This window comes from Paraburkholderia hiiakae, from assembly GCF_904848665.1.
Taxonomy (GTDB): Bacteria; Pseudomonadota; Gammaproteobacteria; order Burkholderiales; family Burkholderiaceae; genus Paraburkholderia; species Paraburkholderia hiiakae.
In genome coordinates, this window is record NZ_CAJHCQ010000022.1 from 98557 (window position 1) to 117210 (window position 18654).

At 66.7% G+C, this 18654-nt stretch carries 15 protein-coding genes and 2 pseudogenes; 2 read left to right on the top strand and 15 right to left on the bottom strand.

Annotation, left to right across the window (positions count from 1 at the left end; all coding sequences use genetic code 11):
* Window positions 1–71: 71 nt before the first annotated feature.
* Both flgM and JMY28_RS31515 read left to right on the top strand, forming a co-directional pair.
* Window positions 72–416 carry a flagellar biosynthesis anti-sigma factor FlgM gene (flgM, locus tag JMY28_RS31510; protein WP_201699828.1) on the top strand — a complete coding sequence of 115 codons (345 nt, stop codon included), beginning with the start codon at window positions 72–74 and terminating at the stop codon, window positions 414–416.
* 50 nt (window positions 417–466) lie between these two features.
* The gene (locus tag JMY28_RS31515; RefSeq protein WP_201699829.1) at window positions 467–910 is read left to right on the top strand and encodes a flagella synthesis protein FlgN; all 444 of its coding nucleotides are present in this window, start codon (window positions 467–469) and stop codon (window positions 908–910) included.
* Window positions 911–1027: 117 nt separating this feature from the next.
* Here JMY28_RS31515 and JMY28_RS31520 read toward each other — a convergent pair whose 3' ends face one another.
* The 15 genes and pseudogenes from JMY28_RS31520 to JMY28_RS31590 form a co-directional block, all read right to left on the bottom strand.
* A complete protein-coding gene (locus tag JMY28_RS31520; protein WP_236597130.1) occupies window positions 1028–1513 on the bottom strand; it encodes a GNAT family N-acetyltransferase in 486 nt (161 codons plus the stop codon).
* Complete coding sequence (locus JMY28_RS31525; protein ID WP_201699830.1) at window positions 1476–1808, bottom strand: type II toxin-antitoxin system TacA family antitoxin; 333 nt, start codon at window positions 1806–1808, stop codon at window positions 1476–1478. The genes JMY28_RS31520 and JMY28_RS31525 overlap by 38 nt, the downstream gene beginning before the upstream one ends.
* Window positions 1809–2088: 280 nt before the next feature.
* On the bottom strand, window positions 2089–2820 hold the full coding sequence (locus JMY28_RS31530) for an RNA polymerase sigma factor FliA (protein ID WP_201699864.1): 732 nt from the start codon (window positions 2818–2820) through the stop codon (window positions 2089–2091).
* Window positions 2821–3182: 362 nt separating this feature from the next.
* Window positions 3183–3965, bottom strand: a pseudogene (locus JMY28_RS31535) (nucleotide-binding protein); the annotation flags it as partial.
* Window positions 3958–6063 carry a flagellar biosynthesis protein FlhF gene (gene flhF / locus JMY28_RS31540; protein ID WP_201699831.1) on the bottom strand — a complete coding sequence of 702 codons (2106 nt, stop codon included), beginning with the start codon at window positions 6061–6063 and terminating at the stop codon, window positions 3958–3960. The gene flhF and the pseudogene JMY28_RS31535, both read right to left, overlap by 8 nt.
* Before the next feature lie 328 nt (window positions 6064–6391).
* Window positions 6392–8491 carry a flagellar biosynthesis protein FlhA gene (flhA, locus tag JMY28_RS31545; RefSeq protein WP_201699832.1) on the bottom strand — a complete coding sequence of 700 codons (2100 nt, stop codon included), beginning with the start codon at window positions 8489–8491 and terminating at the stop codon, window positions 6392–6394.
* Between the two features lie 149 nt (window positions 8492–8640).
* Window positions 8641–9819: pseudogene (gene flhB / locus JMY28_RS31550) on the bottom strand (flagellar biosynthesis protein FlhB); the annotation flags it as partial.
* 278 nt (window positions 9820–10097) lie between these two features.
* On the bottom strand, window positions 10098–11354 hold the full coding sequence (locus JMY28_RS31555; RefSeq protein ID WP_201699865.1) for a DUF3443 domain-containing protein: 1257 nt from the start codon (window positions 11352–11354) through the stop codon (window positions 10098–10100).
* A gap of 55 nt (window positions 11355–11409) precedes the next feature.
* Window positions 11410–11961 (bottom strand): DUF2844 domain-containing protein, encoded by a 552-nt coding sequence (locus tag JMY28_RS31560; protein WP_407945563.1) that lies wholly within the window; start codon window positions 11959–11961, stop codon window positions 11410–11412.
* Between the two features lie 259 nt (window positions 11962–12220).
* Entirely contained in the window at window positions 12221–12877 is a 657-nt protein-coding gene (gene cheZ / locus JMY28_RS31565) for a protein phosphatase CheZ (protein ID WP_201699867.1), read from the bottom strand.
* A gap of 142 nt (window positions 12878–13019) precedes the next feature.
* A complete protein-coding gene (cheY, locus tag JMY28_RS31570) occupies window positions 13020–13415 on the bottom strand; it encodes a chemotaxis response regulator CheY (protein WP_201699834.1) in 396 nt (131 codons plus the stop codon).
* A gap of 130 nt (window positions 13416–13545) precedes the next feature.
* On the bottom strand, window positions 13546–14667 hold the full coding sequence (locus JMY28_RS31575) for a protein-glutamate methylesterase/protein-glutamine glutaminase (RefSeq protein ID WP_201699835.1): 1122 nt from the start codon (window positions 14665–14667) through the stop codon (window positions 13546–13548).
* Window positions 14668–14672: 5 nt separating this feature from the next.
* Window positions 14673–15497: a chemoreceptor glutamine deamidase CheD gene (gene cheD, locus JMY28_RS31580; protein WP_201699836.1), complete on the bottom strand. Its 825-nt coding sequence runs from the start codon at window positions 15495–15497 to the stop codon at window positions 14673–14675.
* Window positions 15494–16438 carry a CheR family methyltransferase gene (locus JMY28_RS31585; protein ID WP_201699837.1) on the bottom strand — a complete coding sequence of 315 codons (945 nt, stop codon included), beginning with the start codon at window positions 16436–16438 and terminating at the stop codon, window positions 15494–15496. The genes cheD and JMY28_RS31585 overlap by 4 nt, the downstream gene beginning before the upstream one ends.
* A gap of 228 nt (window positions 16439–16666) precedes the next feature.
* Entirely contained in the window at window positions 16667–18520 is a 1854-nt protein-coding gene (locus JMY28_RS31590) for a methyl-accepting chemotaxis protein (protein ID WP_201699838.1), read from the bottom strand.
* Between the last annotated feature and the right edge of the window lie 134 nt (window positions 18521–18654).

Here is an 18654-nt window from a genome sequence, read left to right on the forward strand (position 1 = left end):
TGGGATTTTCGCGCTAAAGTTCGGCCCGACCTATGCCGTTATCAAGGTCAAATCGATCAGGAAAGCCCATCGTGAAAGTTGACTCCTCCACCCGCAATGATCCGCGCACGCTGCAGGATGGCCTCGCGCGTTCGCAAGGCGATTCGACTGGCGTGAGCGCCGCCAGCACCGACAACGCGGCCGCCTCCGGCGCGGCAAGCAGCGCGAGCGCTGCGGGCGCGAACGTGAGCCTCTCGTCGCTTTCGTCGACGATGCGCTCGCTCGCCGCGAGCGGCTCCGCCGACATCGACACGGCGCACGTGCAGTCGATCAAGGACGCGATCCGCAACGGCACGTTGCAGATCGACTCCGGCAAGATTGCCGACGGCGTGATCCAGACCGCCCGCGACCTCATGAAGCCGACGTCGGGCAACTGACGTTCGACGCACGAGCGCCGCGCACACTTCGCTTTTTTTGGTGCCTTGCAATGAAAGATGCTTTGTTGGCCACCCTGATCGACGAACACGCCACGGTTGAGGCGTTCGCGTCGCTGCTCGCCTATGAAGAAAAGGCGCTCGTGTCGGCCGACGGCATGGAGGCGCTCCCGCAGATCGTCGAGCAGAAGACGACGCTCACGCAGCGTCTCGCGGGCCTCGAAAAGGCGCGCGACGCGCAACTGGCAGGCCTCGGCCTCCCCGGCGGTCGCAAAGGCATCGAAATGGCCTGCGACGGCGACACGCGTCTGGCGAGCCAATGGGCGCTGCTCAAGGGTTCGACCGAGCGCGCGCGCCGCAAGAATCTCACGATCGGCATGATGATCCGCACGCGCATGGAACATAACCGCCGCGCGCTCTCGATCCTGCGCGGCGAAACGGGCAACGGCGCGATGCTGTACGGTCCCGACGGGCGCCTACCGGCGTTCGGGCTGTAAGCGCCTCGGGCACACCGTTCGCCTCGTTCGCCAAAGACAAAAGCCGAAGCGGCGACGCTTCGGCTTTTTTGTTTGGGGCGATGGATGGCCTGGATGGCCGATACGACCGCAGGGCCTTCATGCCCGCCTGATCGTCGCGACGGGCAGGAACAGCCTGCGCGGCGCAGCTGTGAACGACTCGAACCCGTATCTCCGATAGAACCCCGCAGCACGCTCATCGAGCGCATCGACGAGAACACACTGCACGCCCACCGTGTCTGCGGTTGTCAGGACGACGTCCAGTGCGTGCATAAGCAGATATTCGCCAAGGCCCTGGCCTCGGTGCCGCATGTCTACCGCCAGTCGAGCGAGCAGGACCGCGGACACGCTCCTCGGCAGTCGCGCACCAGGCATTCCTTGCGTTTCTACTGCTGTCGCCGCAAGAGCGTAGTAGCCGGCTATCGTGCGCGGTGCAGACGATACCGCAGCAACGTAAGTGCGAGATAGATTCTTTTTCTGATGCTGGTTCGCTACGTGGCGAATCCATTCGCTCATCGAATCGACGCCGCAATCGAAGCTGTTGCGGTCATCGCTCTCCCTCAGCTGACGAATCTGCGTTTCCACTCTTGTTCTTCCTGAAGCGAGCCATCGCGCGCTGCAGCACCTCATTGGGCTGCGGCGGCTCATCCAGCAGCGCGAAGAAGCGCTTCGATTCGTCCATCGTCAGGCGGATGGAGCGAATGACCTCTTCCTGCTCGATGACCTGCTCCGCAGCCCTAAGCGCGGCCTGCACAATAAACTGGTTAAGGGTACTGCCCGAAAGATCTGCAGCAAGCTGCAGGATTTCCTGCTTCTCCGCGCTCAACCGGGCAGTGATTCGCCCGCGGCTGGAGTTTTCCATACCGTTGTTGATAGCCATTGTTCATCCTTTTTTCGGGCCGGCACGCGCTTACATCGTTTGGCGGATGCAGAGTCCGAGGTTCAAAAGCGAGACATGAGGCACTCCGCCTCAGTGGCAACTCGAGTCCGGCTGGACCGTGTTCATCCCCATCCACGGAATGGAGCCACTATATCACGCATGGTGACAAAATGGCACCATGTGGATCATTCGTGCGCCAACAAAAAAGCCGGAGCGCTCTCGCACCCCGGCTCTTTCACCGCACCCGGCCCACGCTAGCCACCGCGCGGCGTCTACCGCCTCAATTCTCCTGGCCGGCCCACGACATCTCGCGCAGCCGCGTGCGCAAGCGCGCCACCGCCTGGCTGTGCAGCTGGCACACGCGCGACTCGCTCACCTCCATCACCGCGCCGATTTCGCGCAGGTTCATGCCGCGCTCGTAGTAGAGCGACATGAGCAGCTTCTCGCGCTCGGGCAGCCGATCGATCGCCTCGACGAGCGCGCCGCGCAGGCTGTCGTCGAGCAGCGCCGAAAGCGGATCCGAATGATCGACGCAGTAGCGGTCGAGGAACGGTTCGTCCTCGGCGGAGCGGTCGAAGTCTTCGTAGTAGATGAGCTGGCTGCCATGCAGGTCCTGCAGCATGCTTTGATATTCGTCGAGCGGCATGCTCAGATGCTCGGCGATCTCCGTCTCGCTCGCCGAGCGCCCGAGCCGCTGCTCCACCTGATGCACCGCGCTTTCCACTTCACGCGAGGTGCGGCGCAGGCTGCGCGGCAGCCAGTCGTTGCTGCGCAGCTCGTCGAGCATCGCGCCGCGAATGCGCTGGCTCGCATAGGTCTCGAACTGCGCGCCCTGATCTTCCTTGTAGCGGTTGGCCGCGTCGAGCAGGCCGATCATGCCGGCCTGGATCAAGTCGTCGAGGTCCACGCTCGCCGGCATCTTGGCCACGAGCTGCAAGCCAAGCCGTCTGACAAGCGGCGCGTACTTCGCAAGCACGTCGGCCTGCGAAATTTTTCCTTGAGCGTTATACATCGACATCGTGCTCTCCACTTCTCATGTCCCTTATTGGCGTCGTCGTGCGCACGTCAGACGTGCTGCGGCGACGTGCGCTGCGCGGGCGTATCGGTCCGCCAGCCCACATGGGCCGAAGCGGACGCGGATGTTGCGTTGGGTGCGGGATGCACACCCGTCACGCCTGCCACGAACGTATCGGCGTTCGCGGCGAGCGTGCTGTGTGCGGCGTTTGTTGCATGCGTAGCGTGCAGCTGGACGCCGGCTTGCGGCGCGCCGTCCAGGTCGTCGGCGGGTGCGTCGCCCGCCGCTTCAAGTTCTTCGTCCGTTGGGACGAACGCTGCGCTGGCGCGCGCCGTGGCCGGCGAGCACGCCGAAACCGCGGGTCGCATGGGCCAGTGCGGCAGTTCGGCGGCCAGGTGCCGGAAGTCGCGCGCGGCAGGCGTCGAAGGAAACGCATCGACGATGCAGCGCGCGAGCTTGAGCGCCTGCGCCATGTGCTGATCGGCGGCGACGCTTCCGGCGCGCTCGAGCGACACGCTCAGGTAGCGGCTCGCCACCCCAGCGAGGTTTTCGATCGCGGTGTGCGCATCGCTTGCGTTCGCCACATGATTCGCGAGCACGCGAAACTGCGCGATCGCATGCGCGAAGTGCAGCCGTTTCATGCACGCATAGGCGTCCGTGATCGACTGCGCACCGATGCGCATGACGATCAACACGTCGTGCGCGTGCATGGCGAGCGGCGACAGCGCGCCTTCGGCATCGAGCTGCGCGTCGATCAATACGATGTCCGCGGGGCCCGAAATGACTTTTTGCAGCTGTGCGGACGTGTACTGCGCGCGGTTGTCGCGCGAGGCGGCCAGCACGCCGAAGCCGAGCGCGTGACGCCCCACGGCTTCGTCGAGCGTGCGCTCGCCGCGCATCACGGCGGCGAAGTTGCCCGCGCCGCGCACGCTGCCTACCAACGAACAGACCGAACGGGGCCCCAGGCACTCGTCGATCACGAGCACGTCTTTACCCTGCGCGGTGAGCGCCGCCGCGAGATTGACCACGGCGGTCGTGCGTCCGGGCGAACCGGCACCGCCTGTCACCGCGACCACGCGCGAGCCTTCGCGCGCGAGAAGCCGCCGCAGTCCTTCGGCTTGATCGATTACGAACTTATCCAAACCTGACCTCGGGAGCCTGCGAATTCGAACGCGTCGAGAGTGCCGACAGCAGCGCCGGGATATCGTCTTCGTGCGGCACGAACGGCGAGCTCTCTCGCGGAATGCAGAAAGCGCTGCGGATCAGGAAGCGGCGCGTCGCCACGTACAGGTTCTCCGGGACCTTCTGGCCCGTCGAGACGTAATGCACCGGCAGCTTGTAGCGCAGCACGGTGTCGAGCGCGCTGCCGAGGTTGGTCGCCTCGTCGAGCTTGGTGAGGATGCAGCCCGTGAGCGGCGCGTTTTCCGGGCCGCTCTGGTAGGCCTGCACGACTTCGTTGAGCGTGTCGCCGTGGTTGGTCGCCGAGAGCAGCAACAGGCGCTGCACCGGGCGGCCGGCGCCGCACAACATGGCGATCTGGTCGGCCACGGCGCGGTCGCGCTGGCTCATGCCGATCGTGTCGATCAGCACGATGTGTTTGTTCTTGAGTTCGGTGAGCGCTAGCTGGAGGTCGGCGCCGTCGCGCACCGCGTGCACCGAAACGCCAAGGATCTTGCCGAAGATGCGCAGCTGCTCGTGGCCGCCGATACGGTAGCTGTCGGTGGTGAGGAGCGCCACCTTGCTCGCGCCGAAGCGCATCACGCAGCGCGCGGCGAGCTTCGCCGTGGTCGTGGTCTTGCCCACGCCCGTCGGGCCCATCAGCGCGAACACGCCGCCGCGCTCCATGAGCGCCTCTTCGTCTTCGAGCACCGGCAGGTTCGATTCGAGCACCGACTGGAGCCATTCCATGCCGGCTTCTTCGGTTTCGACTTCGGGCAGACGGTCGATCATCATCTTCACGAGCTGCGCCGAGAAGCCCGCGGCGAACAGCTGCTTGGTGAGCGCACCCTGCACCGGGCTGCGGCGCTGGCGCTCGCCCCACAGGAGGCCCGCGAACTGCTCTTCCATCATGCCGCGCATGGAGGCGAGCTCGTTCATCACGGTTTCGTTGACGACCTGCTCGATGCGCGAGCGGATCGCTTCGCTCACGGTTTGCGCCGCGTTGGCGCCATCGACGCCCTGCGCGTTGCGGCTGCCCGGCGCCGGACCCGCGGCCTCCGGACCGTGGCCGAGGCGCTGCGCCGCGCGGCGCGCGGCGACATGAGCGGCCTCGAGCGCCCAGTCGGGCGTGCTGGCGTCGACGTCAGGCGGCAGCACCGGATCGGCGATATTGCCAAGACCACGTGCCGTGGCGGCCGCGGGCGACATGCCCGGCACGCGCGGCGCGCTCTGCTGGTTCGCGATACGGCGAGCGTGATCGATCAGCCAGGGGTTCGACTCGGCCATCGTGCGCGGCGCATCGCTCGCCGACGCGCCGGCGGCCTGCTCGAGGCGCGCTGCGGCTTCACGTGCGGCGGCCGGGGTGCTGGCGTTCGCGGCCGGCGTCATCGACGCAAACGATGGCGCAAAGGCCGGCGAAGCAAGCGACTCGGTCGCAGCCTGCAGCGCCATTTGCAGCGGCGAGTGCGCATGTGGCACGGCTTGCTGCGATTGCGACGCCTGCATCGCGGATTGCAGCGTCTGCGGCATCGCCGATTGCGCGGCCTGCTGGCCCGCCGCGGCGCGCGAAGAAGGCGAAAGCGGCGCAATGGCGGCCGACACGGCCGCCGCCTCGTGGCCGAGCGAGACAGCGGTGTCGGCGGCGTGATCGCCATCCGCATCGGCGTCGGCGCTCGCACCGCCATTTTCGGCACCCACTTCCGGACTCGCGCCGAACACCGACGAGAACACGTCCGGCATGCCGCTCGCGTAGGGGTTCGCAGCGCCGATCGGGGCGGCGAGCGCCGCCGGGGCCGCGCCGAGCGCAGCGCGCGGCGTACGCGGCATTTGCGTCATGGCGGCGGAGGGCTGCGCGAACGGGCCGCCTTGACCACCCTGAGCGTTCGAGCCACCCAGGCCTTGCGCCGCGGCAGCATCGGCCGGCGCGATCGCCGCGAGGTCGCGGTCCGCGAGCGCGACGATTTCAACGCTGCCGTCGTCGAGCGTGCGGTTCGACAGAACGACGGCGTCCGCACCCAACGCTTCGCGTACGAGCCGTAACGCGTCGCGGCTGGTGCCACCGATGAATTTGCGAATGTTCAAGCTGAGCCCCTGATGAGGTGAGCGGCTTATGCCGCCGCCGGTCGTCCGATGCTGGAATGGCGCTGGATTGCTACCGGCCGTGCGTCGCTCGCAAGGCCTTTTCCGATGTTGGAATTATTTCGAAGGTGAGCCCCCCATGATCGATGGATCAGGGCGGAGAAATGCGGGCAATTCGCGCAATCGATAAAGGGCGCGCGCGGGAGGGAGAAGTTGCGCGCGACGACCGCCAGGCTGGATTCGCGCAAGGGCCGCGCGCGGCCCGGCTTACAAAAAAGCCCGCACAAAGCGGGCTTCTTCTCAATCCGGTGCGGCAACGCGCCCGGCGCGATCAATGCGCCCCAATCACATTCACCACCTTCACGTTGCGCGTATCCGGCACTTCGGCATACGAAAGCACCTTGAGCTGCGGCAGGCTGCGGCGCAGGAAGCGCGAGAGCATGGGCCGCAGCGCGTGCTGCACGAGCATCACGGGCGCGAGTCCCAGCGCCTGCTGACGCCCCATTGCCTGCTCCGTCTGCGTGAGCAGCGTATGCGCGAGACCGGGTTCGAGGCCGGGGTTCGGGCCCGAGGTGAGCGTCTGCGACAACACGCGCTCGAGGTTCGCATCGAGGCCCATCACCTGCATGTCGGCGTTGCCGGGGAACCATTGCTGCGTGATCGCGCGGCCGAGCGCGATGCGCACCGCCGCCGTCAGATCGTGTGCGTCGGTGACGCGCGGCGTGTGCTCCGCGAGCGATTCCATGATCGTGCGCATGTCGCGAATCGGCACGCCTTCTTCCAGCAGGTTCTGCAGCACCTTCTGCAGCGTCGTGACTGGCAGCACCTTCGGCACGAGGTCGTCCACGAGCGAAGGCGTGTCCTTCTGCACGCGCTCGAGCAGCGCCTGCACCTCGCGGCGCCCGAGCAGCTCGGCCGCGTGCATGACGACGAGGTGATTCAGGTGCGTCGCCACCACCGTGCTCGAGTCGACCACCGTGTATCCGAACACCTGCGCCTGCTCGCGCACGTTCGAATCGATCCACACGGCGGGCAGGCCGAACGCCGGGTCCGTGGTCGGCGTGCCCGGCAGCACCGCGCTCACCTGGCCCGGGTTGATCGCGAGCCACTGGCCCGGATAGGCCTCGCCCGTGCCCACTTCCACGCCCTTCAACGCAATGCGATAGGCGTTCGGGCGCAACTCCAGGTTGTCGCGAATATGGATGACGGGCGGCAAAAAGCCGATTTCCTGCGCGAACTTCTTGCGGATGCTCTTGATGCGCTTGAGCAGCTCGCCGTCGGTGTTCTTGTCGACGAGCGGAATGATGCGATAGCCCACTTCGAGGCCGAGCGTGTCGATGAGCGCCACGTCGTCCCAGGTCGCCTCGGTGTTTTCGACCGGCGCGAGCGCTGCGGGCGCGGAGTCTGCGATCACGGCGCTCGCCTTCTTGGCCTCGGCGTTCTTCTTCATCGTGCGGCCAAGCTGGATCGCGCCGCCGCCGAGCAGCAGAAACGCAAAGTGCGGCATGCCCGGAATCAGACCCATCATGACGATAATCGAGCCTGTGATCAGGAGCACGCGCGGATTCGTGAAGAGCTGGCCGGTGAGCTGCGTGCCGATGTCTTCGTTGGTGCCCACGCGAGAAACAATCACGCCGGCCGCCGTCGAAATGATGAGCGACGGAATCTGCGCGACAAGGCCGTCACCGATGGTGAGCAGCGTGTAGGTCTCGGCCGCCGAGCTGAACGGCATGCCGTGCTGCACCACGCCCACGATCAGGCCGCCCACGATGTTGATCACCATGATCAGCAGACCAGCGATGGCGTCGCCGCGCACGAACTTGCTGGCACCGTCCATCGACCCGTAGAACTCGGCTTCCTGCGCGATCTCGGTACGGCGTTTTCTCGCCGCATCTTCGTTGATGAGGCCCGCGTTCAGGTCGGCGTCGATCGCCATCTGCTTGCCTGGCATCGCGTCGAGCGTGAAGCGCGCGGAGACTTCAGCAATACGGCCCGCGCCCTTCGTGATCACCATGAAGTTGATGACCATGAGGATCACGAACACCACGATACCCACGGCGAAGTTGCCGCCCACGAGGAAGTGGCCGAACGATTCGATCACCTGGCCCGCGGCGCCCGGGCCGGTGTGGCCTTCGAGCAGCACGACACGCGTGGAGGCCACGTTCAGCGAGAGCCGCAGGAGCGTGGAGAACAGCAGCACGCTCGGGAAGGCCGCGAAGTCGAGCGGCTTCATGGTGTACATGCTGACGAGCAACACCATCACCGACAGCGCGATGTTGAAGGTGAACAGCAGATCCAGCAGGAACGGCGGCAACGGCAGGATCATCATGCCGAGGATCATGCAGATCAGGATCGGTCCCGCCAGCGCGCGAAGATTCGTGCTTTGCAGCATCTCCGGGCGCCGCGCGAGGAAACCGGTGCGGGCGTTCATTCTGTTGCTCCTTCAGTGCCGTCGCGCGCCGAGTTCTTGTCGGTGCGGCCGGCTGTGTTCGATGCGTCGTTCGCGTTGGTGCTATTCGCTGCGTTCGCGCGATTGGTGCCGTTGGTGCCGTTGGTGCGATCTGCGGCCGTGCGCTCCTCGGGCGTGAGGGCTTCGTCGGCTTCGCCGGCTTCGTCTTCGTCGCTCACAGCACCCTTGTCCATGTCGGGCGGCACGTCGAGGTCGGTCGGCTCCATCGGCACGTCGCCGCCATGCTCGCGGAAGCGCTTGAGCTGATAGACCCACGCGAGCACCTGCGCAACCGCGCCGTAAAGCGGCCCCGGGATTTCGCGGTTGAGATCGACGTTGTAGTAGAGCGCTCGGGCGAGCGGCGGCGCTTCGAGCAGCGGCACATTGTTTTCGGTCGCGATCTCGCGGATGCGCGCGGCAACGAGGTTCACACCCTTGGCGACCACTTTGGGCGCGCGCATCTCGCCATCGGCGTACTTGAGCGCGACGGCAAAGTGCGTCGGGTTGGTCACGACCACGTCGGCCTTGGGCACCTGGGTCATCATGCGGCGGCGGGCCGCGGCGCGCTGCTGCTGGCGAATGCGTCCCTTCACGTGCGGGTCGCCCTCGTTCTCGCGGTGCTCGCGCTTGACCTCTTCCTTGGTCATGCGCAGCTTGCGGTAGTACGACCAGACCTGGTAGGGCGCATCGATTGCCGCGACAAAGAACATGCCCGCGACCGTCATGCCGCAGCACACCGCGATCAGATGCATACCGTCGGCGAAAGCGCGCGGCGCGGGCTGCATCGCGAGCCCAAGGATTTCGTCGCGATGGCTCCACAGTGCGGAGCCGCCGATCACACCGACCACGGCCGTCTTCACCGTCGACATACCGAGCTGGACCGCCCCGTTCACCGAAAAGAGGCGACCAATGCCCGTGATCGGGTTCAAACGTTCGAATTTCGGTTCGAGCAGCTTCGTCGAGATCAGCCAGCCCCCGAGCGCCATGGGCGCGACGAGCGCCGCCACGCCCGTGAGCGCGAGCACCGGTATGACCGCGAGGAACCCCTCGCGCGCGGAAAGTCCCGCGCCAATGAGCATGCGCCGCGTCTCGAACGCGCCGGCATGGTCGAACGTGAACGCCGAGCGCAACATGGCCTGCAGATGCGAGCCGATCGTCCCCGAGAGCATCCAGGCGCCATAGAACCCCGCCGAGAGCAGCGCAAACGTCGAAAGCTCCCGGGAACGCGGAACCTGCCCCTCCTCCCGCGCCTTTTGCAGGCGCTTGGGAGTGGCGGATTCTGTTTTCTCGAGGTCGCTGTCCTCAGCCACGCATGCTCCGGTCGTGGGCGCGCGCCGCTCGTCGCGGCTGCGCGGCTGGCGCGCGCCCTTTTTCAGTGACAGCGATTATTGCCGCGCAAGGCAAGCACCGATTGGCGGAGTAAGCCAGGTAAATCAGGGTATTTCGGCCGATGGGAACGGGGCGCCATCATCGGCGCGCGCGAGCGCGCGATGCAAAAAGGCGCTCGCTGCGCCGCAAATCTCGCGCGAGGCGCGCTCAGTACGCCACCTCAGTACGCCACCTCAGTGCGCTACCTCAGTGCGCCACCTCAGTACGCCACGTAAGGCGCCTTGCCGCCGGTCGCGGTCATGTCCATGCCGTAGTACACGTATCGGCCGTAGAAAAACGACAACCCCAGATCGAGGCTCGCCGACGACCCGAACTGCCCGGCCAGGTTGTTGGCGGCATAGTTCGCGCCGCTGCCGAGCAGGCTGTTGCCATTCGCGACATTGAAGGTCGCGGTGCCAGACGTCGCGCCGTTACTGGAAACGAGCGCCGCGCTGAAGGACTGCGTGGACGAGGGGCAGTAGAACGTGCCGAGATTGCCGCCGCACTGCGGCAGGCTGCTGTCGGCGAAGAAGATCGCGTTCGAGCCCGAGTCGAGGAAGGTCTGGAGCGTGCGCCCGTTGAACGTGGAGCTGAGCCTGCCCGATGAGTCCGTGACGAAGCTTTGCGAGGCGTTCATCGCGTTGTTCGGCTGCGTGCCGATGCCGAACACGAGCGTGCCCGTCGCGCTGGGCGCGCCGTTGTCGGACACGGGCGCCATCTCCAGGATCACGCCATTGCCGTCCGTGCCGAACTTGGGCACGGGGTTGGCCACCAGCTGCGTTTGCGCGACCGTTGCAGCGACGCAGTTCGTGTTGCCCGGGCAAGCGTAGTAATTGCCGAAGTTGTCATAAGGCGCGACGCCGATACCGAGAATGCCGTTCGCGCCCAGGTCCTGCACCGTGTTCTGCGGGTCGCCGAAGCCAGCGCAGGCTTGCGGCACCGTGTTCGAGGCCAGGTCGCCGATCACCTGGATCGGAATATTGGGTGCCGTCTCGCCGCCGAGCTTGACGTCGGCGGGACGAACGGTGCCCCACGTGTAGCCGTCCGCAAACGCCGTGCACTCGGCGAGGGTGCCGCCGTTGATCGTGGTGGTGGGCAGCGAATTCAGCACCGTCGGCAGCGCCGACGCGAGCAGACGCAGGCCGAACGACGCCGTGTCGACCTGGACGTTGTCGACGGTCTCGCAGGTACTCGTGCCGGCCACGCAAATCGTCACGCTGACGGTGGGAATGTTGGGCAGCGTGCCGGTCAGTCCGCTGTTCACGGTGACGGCCACGGCGTTCAGGTTGTTCACCCCAGTGGGCTGCTGCGTGGGACTGGGAACCGCCGAGCTGCCACTGCCGCCGCTGCTGCCACTACTGCCGCTCGAACTGCTGTTGCTGTTGCTGCTGCCGCCCCCGCCTCCGCATGCGGCGGCGAGCGAAACGAGCGCCACGAGCGCGCCGGTCGAAAGGAACCGGAAAGGGCGCAGCCACACACTGCGCGAATGGCGTGAAGTCAGCCCTGAAGTCAGCACGTTCGGCCTCCGCTCGTCACTGGATATCGGAGCCGCTGACGCCCGCAGGCAGTGCCTGCGGCAGCCATGCCTGCCCGGAGAAGGCGCCCATGTGGCCGCCCGAATGCACGATGACGTTCGCGTTTTCGACCACGCCCGGCCCGCGCACGAGACCGGCGGCGTGGCTCGCCTTCACTCCGGCCGTGTATTGGGGAAAGTAGCTGCCTAGAAGCGTGGCGAGATTGGGCATCTGCGGGCCGTCCCAGGCAACGCCGAATACGGTGCCGGCCTGTGTGAGGTACTCGCGTACAACGGTGCCGTTGGCGAGCGTGGTCTGCGCAACGGTGTAGGCGGAGGTCGCGGAAGCGCCGGAAGCCGCGGCTTGCACGGCTGCGCGCGCAACGGCGGCCGCGTTGCCGGTCGCGGCGGCCGCCGAGGCGGCGCTCAGCGTGATGGCGCTCGCGCCCGCGGGCGTGGGCATGGGCGCGCCGCCGAGCGCGGCTTGCGCCGGCGGCGCGGCGAGCAGTGCGCCAATCAGTGAAGCCAAAAGCGCCGCGCCGAACGCGCAACGGGGCGCGGCGCGGCGCACGAACCGGCGCGCCGCGTTGCCACAGAACGATGTGTATGGATACAAGGCGTCCCTCCCTCAGGCGATGGCGCGTTGCACCATACGCTGTCGGGCCGCGCGGGAACGTCGCGACGGGGCGCAGCAGGACGGGCAACGGCTGGCTCTGCTTCGTTGCACCACCGCGACGCTCGCCGCGGCAGGGCACGAAGGCATGAGCACTAGTATGCCCGCCTTGGATTACAGGCGGCAGCTAGCCGAACGGCTAGCTGCGCGTTGTGGATCAGAACCCGAGGCTTGCGAGCAGATCGTCGACCTGCGCCTGGTCCTGCACCACGTCGGTCTTGCCTTCCGGATTGATCTGCGGGCCGTTGAGCAGGCCTTCGGGGCTGCCCGTGCTGCTCTGGGTCTCCGCGAGCGCCGCCGCCGTCGCCGCGAACTGCTCGCGCCGCTCCGGCGCGATGTTCTCGACCAGCACGGTGAGCAACTGCTGCTCGATCAGATAGACCACGTCCATGATCTTCTTGATCACCTGGCCCGTCAGGTCCTGGAAGTCCTGAGCAAGCATGATCTCGAGCAGCTGCTGGTTGGTCGCCGCGGTGGCTTGCGGCACGCCGTCCACAAAGGCGCGCGTGTCGTCCATCAGCTGGCGCACTTCCTCGCGGCCGATCGGCGCGTCGTACCACGTCGCCCAGCGGCTCGTCAGCTCGCGGGCGTCGCGCTCGAGTGTTTCCTGCAACGGCTTGGCGATGTCGATCGCGGTCAGCACGCGCTCGGCGGCCTGCTCGGTCATGTTCGCGACATAGCGCAGCCGGTCGCGCGCGTCGGGCACCGCCTCGGCGGCGCGCTCCACATGCTTGTCGAGGCCGAGTTCGCGCATCGAGTCGCGCAGGCTGCGCGTCAGATGGCCGATGCGCGCGAGGATGCGGTCCGTCGCCAGCTCGCCCGCCTCGCCTGTGGCCGGCGCCCCGAAGTCGAACTCGGGAGGCTGCGGGAGCGGCTCGTCGGCCTCGCCTTCCGGCCACTCAGCGCCATGAGCGCCGGACTGCTCACCGGGTTGCGCACTGATGGGCTCGTTCACGTCAGCTCCCCGTCTTGGCCATCTTCTCGAGAATCTTGTTGAGCTTCTCGTCGAGCGTGGCGGCCGTGAACGGCTTCACCACATAGCCGCTCGCGCCAGCCTGCGCCGCCGCGATGATGTTTTCCTTCTTCGACTCCGCCGTCACCATCAGCACCGGCAGATGCGTCAGGTTCGCATCGGCGCGGATCTCCTTGAGCATGGCGAGACCGTCGAGGTTCGGCATGTTCCAGTCGGAGATCACGAACTCGTAGCTGCCGCCACGCAGGCGTGCGAGGCCCGCCGCGCCATCTTCGGCTTCGTCGACGTTCGAGTAGCCCAGTTCCTTGAGCAGGTTGCGGACAATCCGGCGCATCGTCGGAAAATCGTCCACCACCAGAATCTTCATTCCCTTATCCATCACGTTCCATTCCTCCAGGCGAAAACCCGGGCAATTATCCAGAGAAGCGCACTGCCTATCCAGATAAATTAATCGCGAGCGATCGTGCAAGCGTTTGCGGCAAACACGATCTCTCGATATTGGTTGTTCATCAGACGCGCTGGACCCGGTCGCCCATCGAGGCGAGGCGGGTCATTACGCGCCGGCTCATGTCTGCAAGCGAGGCGATTTCGTCGGCGCCGCCCATTGCAATGGCTTCGCGGGGCATGCCGAACACGATGCAGCTCGCTTCGTCCTGCGCGAGCGTGTACGCACCGGCCTGGCGCATTTCGAGCAGTCCGGCCGCACCGTCGCGGCCCATGCCCGTGAGAATCACGCCGATGGCGTTCTTGCCCGCATGCAGCGCCGCCGAGCGAAACAGCACGTCGACCGACGGACGATGCCGGTTGACCGGCGGGTCGTCGGACAGATGCGCGATGTAGTTCGCCCCGCTGCGTGCGAGCAAGAGGTGTGCGTGTCCCGGCGCGATGTAGGCATGGCCGGGCAGCACACGTTCGCCGTGCTCTGCTTCCTTGACGGTGATGCGGCACAGCCCGTTCAGGCGCTGTGCAAACGACTTCGTGAACCCGGGCGGCATGTGCTGCGCGATCAGCACCGCGGGCGCGTCGGGCGGCAGCGGCTGCAGCACTTCGCGGATCGCCTCGGTGCCGCCCGTCGACGCGCCGACGATCACGAGCTTTTCGGTCGAGACGAGCGGGTTGTTGATCATCGGCGCCGGGCTCGCGGCGTGCGCAGCGGCGTGGCCGTGGCCGGCGTGAGCGTGCGCGGCGCCACCCGCTGCGGCAGCGGCGGGGGCATGGTGCGCGCGCACGCGGGCGCGCGCGGCGGCGCGCACCTTGTCGGCGAGCTTTTCCGAGTATTCGAGCATGCCGTCGCGAATGCCGACCTTCGGCTTGGTCACGAAATCGACCGCGCCCAGTTCGAGCGCGCGCAGCGTGATTTCGTTGCCGCGCTCGGTCAGCGACGACACCATCACGACCGGCATGGGCCGCAGGCGCATCAGTTTCTCGAGAAAGTCGAGGCCGTCCATGCGCGGCATTTCCACGTCGAGCGTGAGCACGTCGGGGTTGTGCTGCTTGATCAGCTCGCGCGCGACGAGCGGATCCGGCGCGGTGGCGACGACCGTCATATCGGGCTGACTGTTGATGATTTCCGTCATCAAACTACGGATCAGCGCCGAATCGTCGACGCAGAGAACCTTGATTTTTTGCACAGCGTTCACGCCTCCTCTACTGTCCTGGCGTTGTCTTGACCGGATGCGCGCAGCGCGGACGACACGCTCGAGCCGAACAGCTCGATGCGAGGGCGCGCGCTCTGCGGCTGGGATTGGGAAATCTGGGATGCCGCGCTCGTCGCGTTCGCTGCATGGGCGGGCGCCGTGGCGTCCGGGCCCGCGCGCCCTGCGCTGCCGACCCCGAACAGCTCGACGCGCGCACGCGCACGCGCGAGCCGTTCGGCGCGCGCCTCGGCGGTCTGCGCGGCGAGCTGTTGTTCGCGCTCCGCCACGCTCGTGTCCTGCGAGAGGCGCAGCTTCTTCACCATCACCTGGCCCGTGCGCGGCAAAAACGCGACCTTGCGCGGATGCGAGCCTTGCAGGTCCTCGGCCACGATGCGGATGTTCTCGGTCGCGAGATAGCGGCGCACGAACGCGGCGTTGCGGTCGCCGATATTCATCGTCGTCATGCCCGCGAGCACCGCCGCGCCGCCGAACACCTTGGCCTCGAAGCGCTCGCGCCGGCCGCCCGCCTTGATCAGCTCGTTGATGAGCACTTCCATCGCGTAGGCGCCGTAGCGCATCGCGTCGGAGGCGCCGGTGAGCGCGTGGGCGGAGTCGGCGCCGTCGTCGGGCAGCATGAAGTGGTTCATGCCGCCAATACCGGCGGTGCGGTCCTGGATGCAGGCCGCCACGCACGAGCCGAGCACGGTGACGAGCACCATGTCGTCACCCGTCGTATAGAACTCGTTGGGCAGCAGCTTGACGCCTGGGCGCTGGAAATGCGTGTCGAAATAGCGATTCGACGCGATTGGGAGGCGGGCGCTCATGCAGGCACTCCGATCGCGTCGTTCGTGCGGCGCGGCGCGGCATTGGCCCCGCCGGCGCGCGTGAGTTCGTATACCGTCTGGCCGCGCAGACGGAACGCCTGCGTGACGTAGGTGAAGTTCTCCGAGTGGCCCGCGAACAGCAGGCCGTCCGGCTTCATGAGCGGCTCGAAGCGCGTGAGGACCTGCGCCTGGGTCGGCTTGTCGAAATAGATCATCACGTTGCGGCAGAAGATCGCGTCGAACGTCGTGCGCAAGCCGTAGTCCGCGTCGGTGAGATTGAGCTGCTCGAACTTGATCATCGCTCGCAGCTCCGGGCGCACTTTTACGAGCCCCGAGTGGGAGCCTGTGCCCTTGAAGAAGAAGCGCTTGAGGCGCTCGGGCGACAGATGCTTCACCTGGTCGAACGAGTAGACGCCCGCGTCGGCCTTGGCGAGCACCTGGGTGTCGAGGTCGGTGGCGAGCACGCGTGCCTCGCGCGCGGCGCGGTCTCCAAGCGCTTCGATGAGCGTCATCGCGATCGAGTACGGCTCTTCGCCCGTCGAAGCCGCCGAACACCATACCGAAACCGGCTGGGAACCGGGCATTCCCCGGCGCTTCACGAAATCCGCGAGGATCGGGAAGTGATGCGCCTCGCGGAAAAACGCCGTGAGGTTCGTGGTGAGCGCGTTCGTGAACGCTTCCCACTCGTTCGCGTCGTTGCGCGCTTCGAGCTGGTCGAGGTACTCGCGAAAACTGTCGATGCCGAGCGTGCGCAGGCGCCGCGCGAGCCGGCTGTACGCCATGTCGCGCTTGTGGTCCGAGAGCGAGATGCCCGCGCGGCGGTGAATGAGCGCGCGAATGCGCTCGAAGTCCGCCGAGGTGAAATCGAAATCGCGGTTGCTCTCGACGCCCGAACCGCCCGGCTCGCCGGCGTCGTGGCGTGAATTTCGCAGCGCTTTCATGCTGATACTCCTTCGCATTGCGCGCCGCCCACTGCATGGGATACCGCGGCGCAGGACTGCTGCGCGCCGCGGCTGCCCGGTTGCAATGCGTGCGGCGCATGGGCGACCTGCGCAACGCGCGTGGACCCTGGGGTCCGGCGCGGCAGGTCTTGCCGTTGTGTAGCGCTCATGTGCATTGCAGTTGCTCGTCGTGTTCAGTACTTCACTACTTCTCTATGCCGCGTTCGATCAGAACGTTTCCCAGTCCGAATCGTCCGAGGCGGATGCCGCCGTGTTCACGTGCGTATCGGCGCGCGCAGGCGCAGCGGGCCTGGCTGCCGGCGTGGCTGCCGGTTTTGCCGTGGGCTTCGCTGCCGAATGCGCTGCGGGCTTTGTCGCTGGCTTCGCGATGTCCATCGATGCCGTCGGACTTGCCGTGGCTACAGACTTCGTCGCAGTCGTTGCCGCGGACGGCGTCGTGCGTTTCGCGCCGCCCGACGCTGCCGGCGTCACACGCGCCGGGCTCGCGCCCACGCTGCGCGCTTGCGCGCCGCCCGTCGTCCACTTGCCGAGCACGTTTTGCAGCTGCCGCGTCTGCTCTTCGAGCGACGCCGCCGCCGCCGCGGCCTGTTCCACCAACGCGGCGTTCTGCTGCGTGACGGTGTCCATCTGCGTGACGGCCCGGTTGACCTGCTCGATGCCGCCCGACTGCTCCTCGGACGCCGCGCTGATCTCACCCATGATGTCGGTCACGCGACGCACGGCCTGAAGGATTTCTTCCATCGTCGTGCCGGCGCGGCCCACCAGTTGCGAGCCGCTTTGCACCTTCTCGGCCGAGTCGTTGATGAGTTCCTTGATTTCCTTCGCCGCGCTGGCGCTGCGCTGCGCGAGGCTGCGCACCTCGCCGGCCACCACCGCGAAGCCCCGGCCCTGCTCGCCCGCCCGCGCCGCTTCCACGGCCGCGTTGAGCGCGAGGATGTTGGTCTGGAACGCAATGCCTTCGATCACGCTGATGATGTCCACGACCTTCGCCGAACTCACCGCAATGCCCTGCATCGTGTTCACCACCTCGCCCACCACCTCTCCGCCTCGCGTCGCGATATCGGACGCGTTGACGGCCAGCTGGCTCGCCTGACGCGCGTTCTCGGCGTTCTGGCGCACCGTGCCGGTGAGCTGCTCCATGCTCGACGCCGTTTCCTGCAGCGAGGCGGCCTGCTGCTCGGTGCGCTGCGACAGGTCGGTGTTGCCCATGGCGATTTCACGCGCGCCCACGTCGATCGAACTTGCGCCCGTATGCACCGCGCCCACCAGCGTGACGAGGCTTTCCTGCATGCGCTTGACGCCGCTGAAGAGACGCCCGATTTCGTTGTCGCTGTAGACCGTGACGGTCTGCGAAAGATCGCCCTGGGCGATGCGCTCGAAGCACGCCACGGCGTCCTCGAGCGGCTGGACGATGAGGCCGCGCATGGCAAAGCGGATCGCCACCACGAGCACGAGCGCGATGGCGATCACCACGCCGATCGCCGCGCGCATCATGTCGATACGCTCGTTCGCCGTCACCTGACGCGCCTGCGCGCCGTCCTGCATCGCCTGCGCGAGCGGGGCGGCAACGTTGTCGTAGTCGACGAACATCGGGCTGATCTTCGTGTCGGCCACGGCGTGGTAGGCCGCTTGATCGTTTGCGCGCAGGGCCGCAAATTCGGGCTGAACGCCGTCTTGCATCAGCGTCGCGCGTTTGGTGGCGAGCGCGTCGAGCATCGTGGCGTCGAGGCCGCCCTTCGGCGCACCCTGGAAGACCTGCCACGCATCGTTGGATTTCCCGAGCAGTTCGTCGGCACGATCGAACGCCTTCTTCGCATCGTCGGCCTGGCCCGCCGCCGCGAGCGCGCTGCCGCGTTCGAGCGAGACACGCGTGCGCAGCAGATACGACGAGGCGTCGTTGAGCGCATGCATCGCGACGAGATCGCCGCGTGCCATCGTGCCGAGCGCATCACTCGCGCGCCCGAGCGCGTAGAGTCCGAGGCCGCCGACCAGCACGGTCAGCGCAACCAGAATGACCCCGACGCCCGTGAGCGTCGTGCGGATCGACCATCTTTGCAGCATCTCGTTTGCTCCTGTCCTGTGCGAATCGGGGCGGGCTATGCGGCCGGGCGCTGCCGACCTGGCGCGGCGACGCCCAAGGCCATGCACGAAGCGCGCGCAAGCACGAGGGCGGCTTGCCGCTCTTTGGCGGCGGC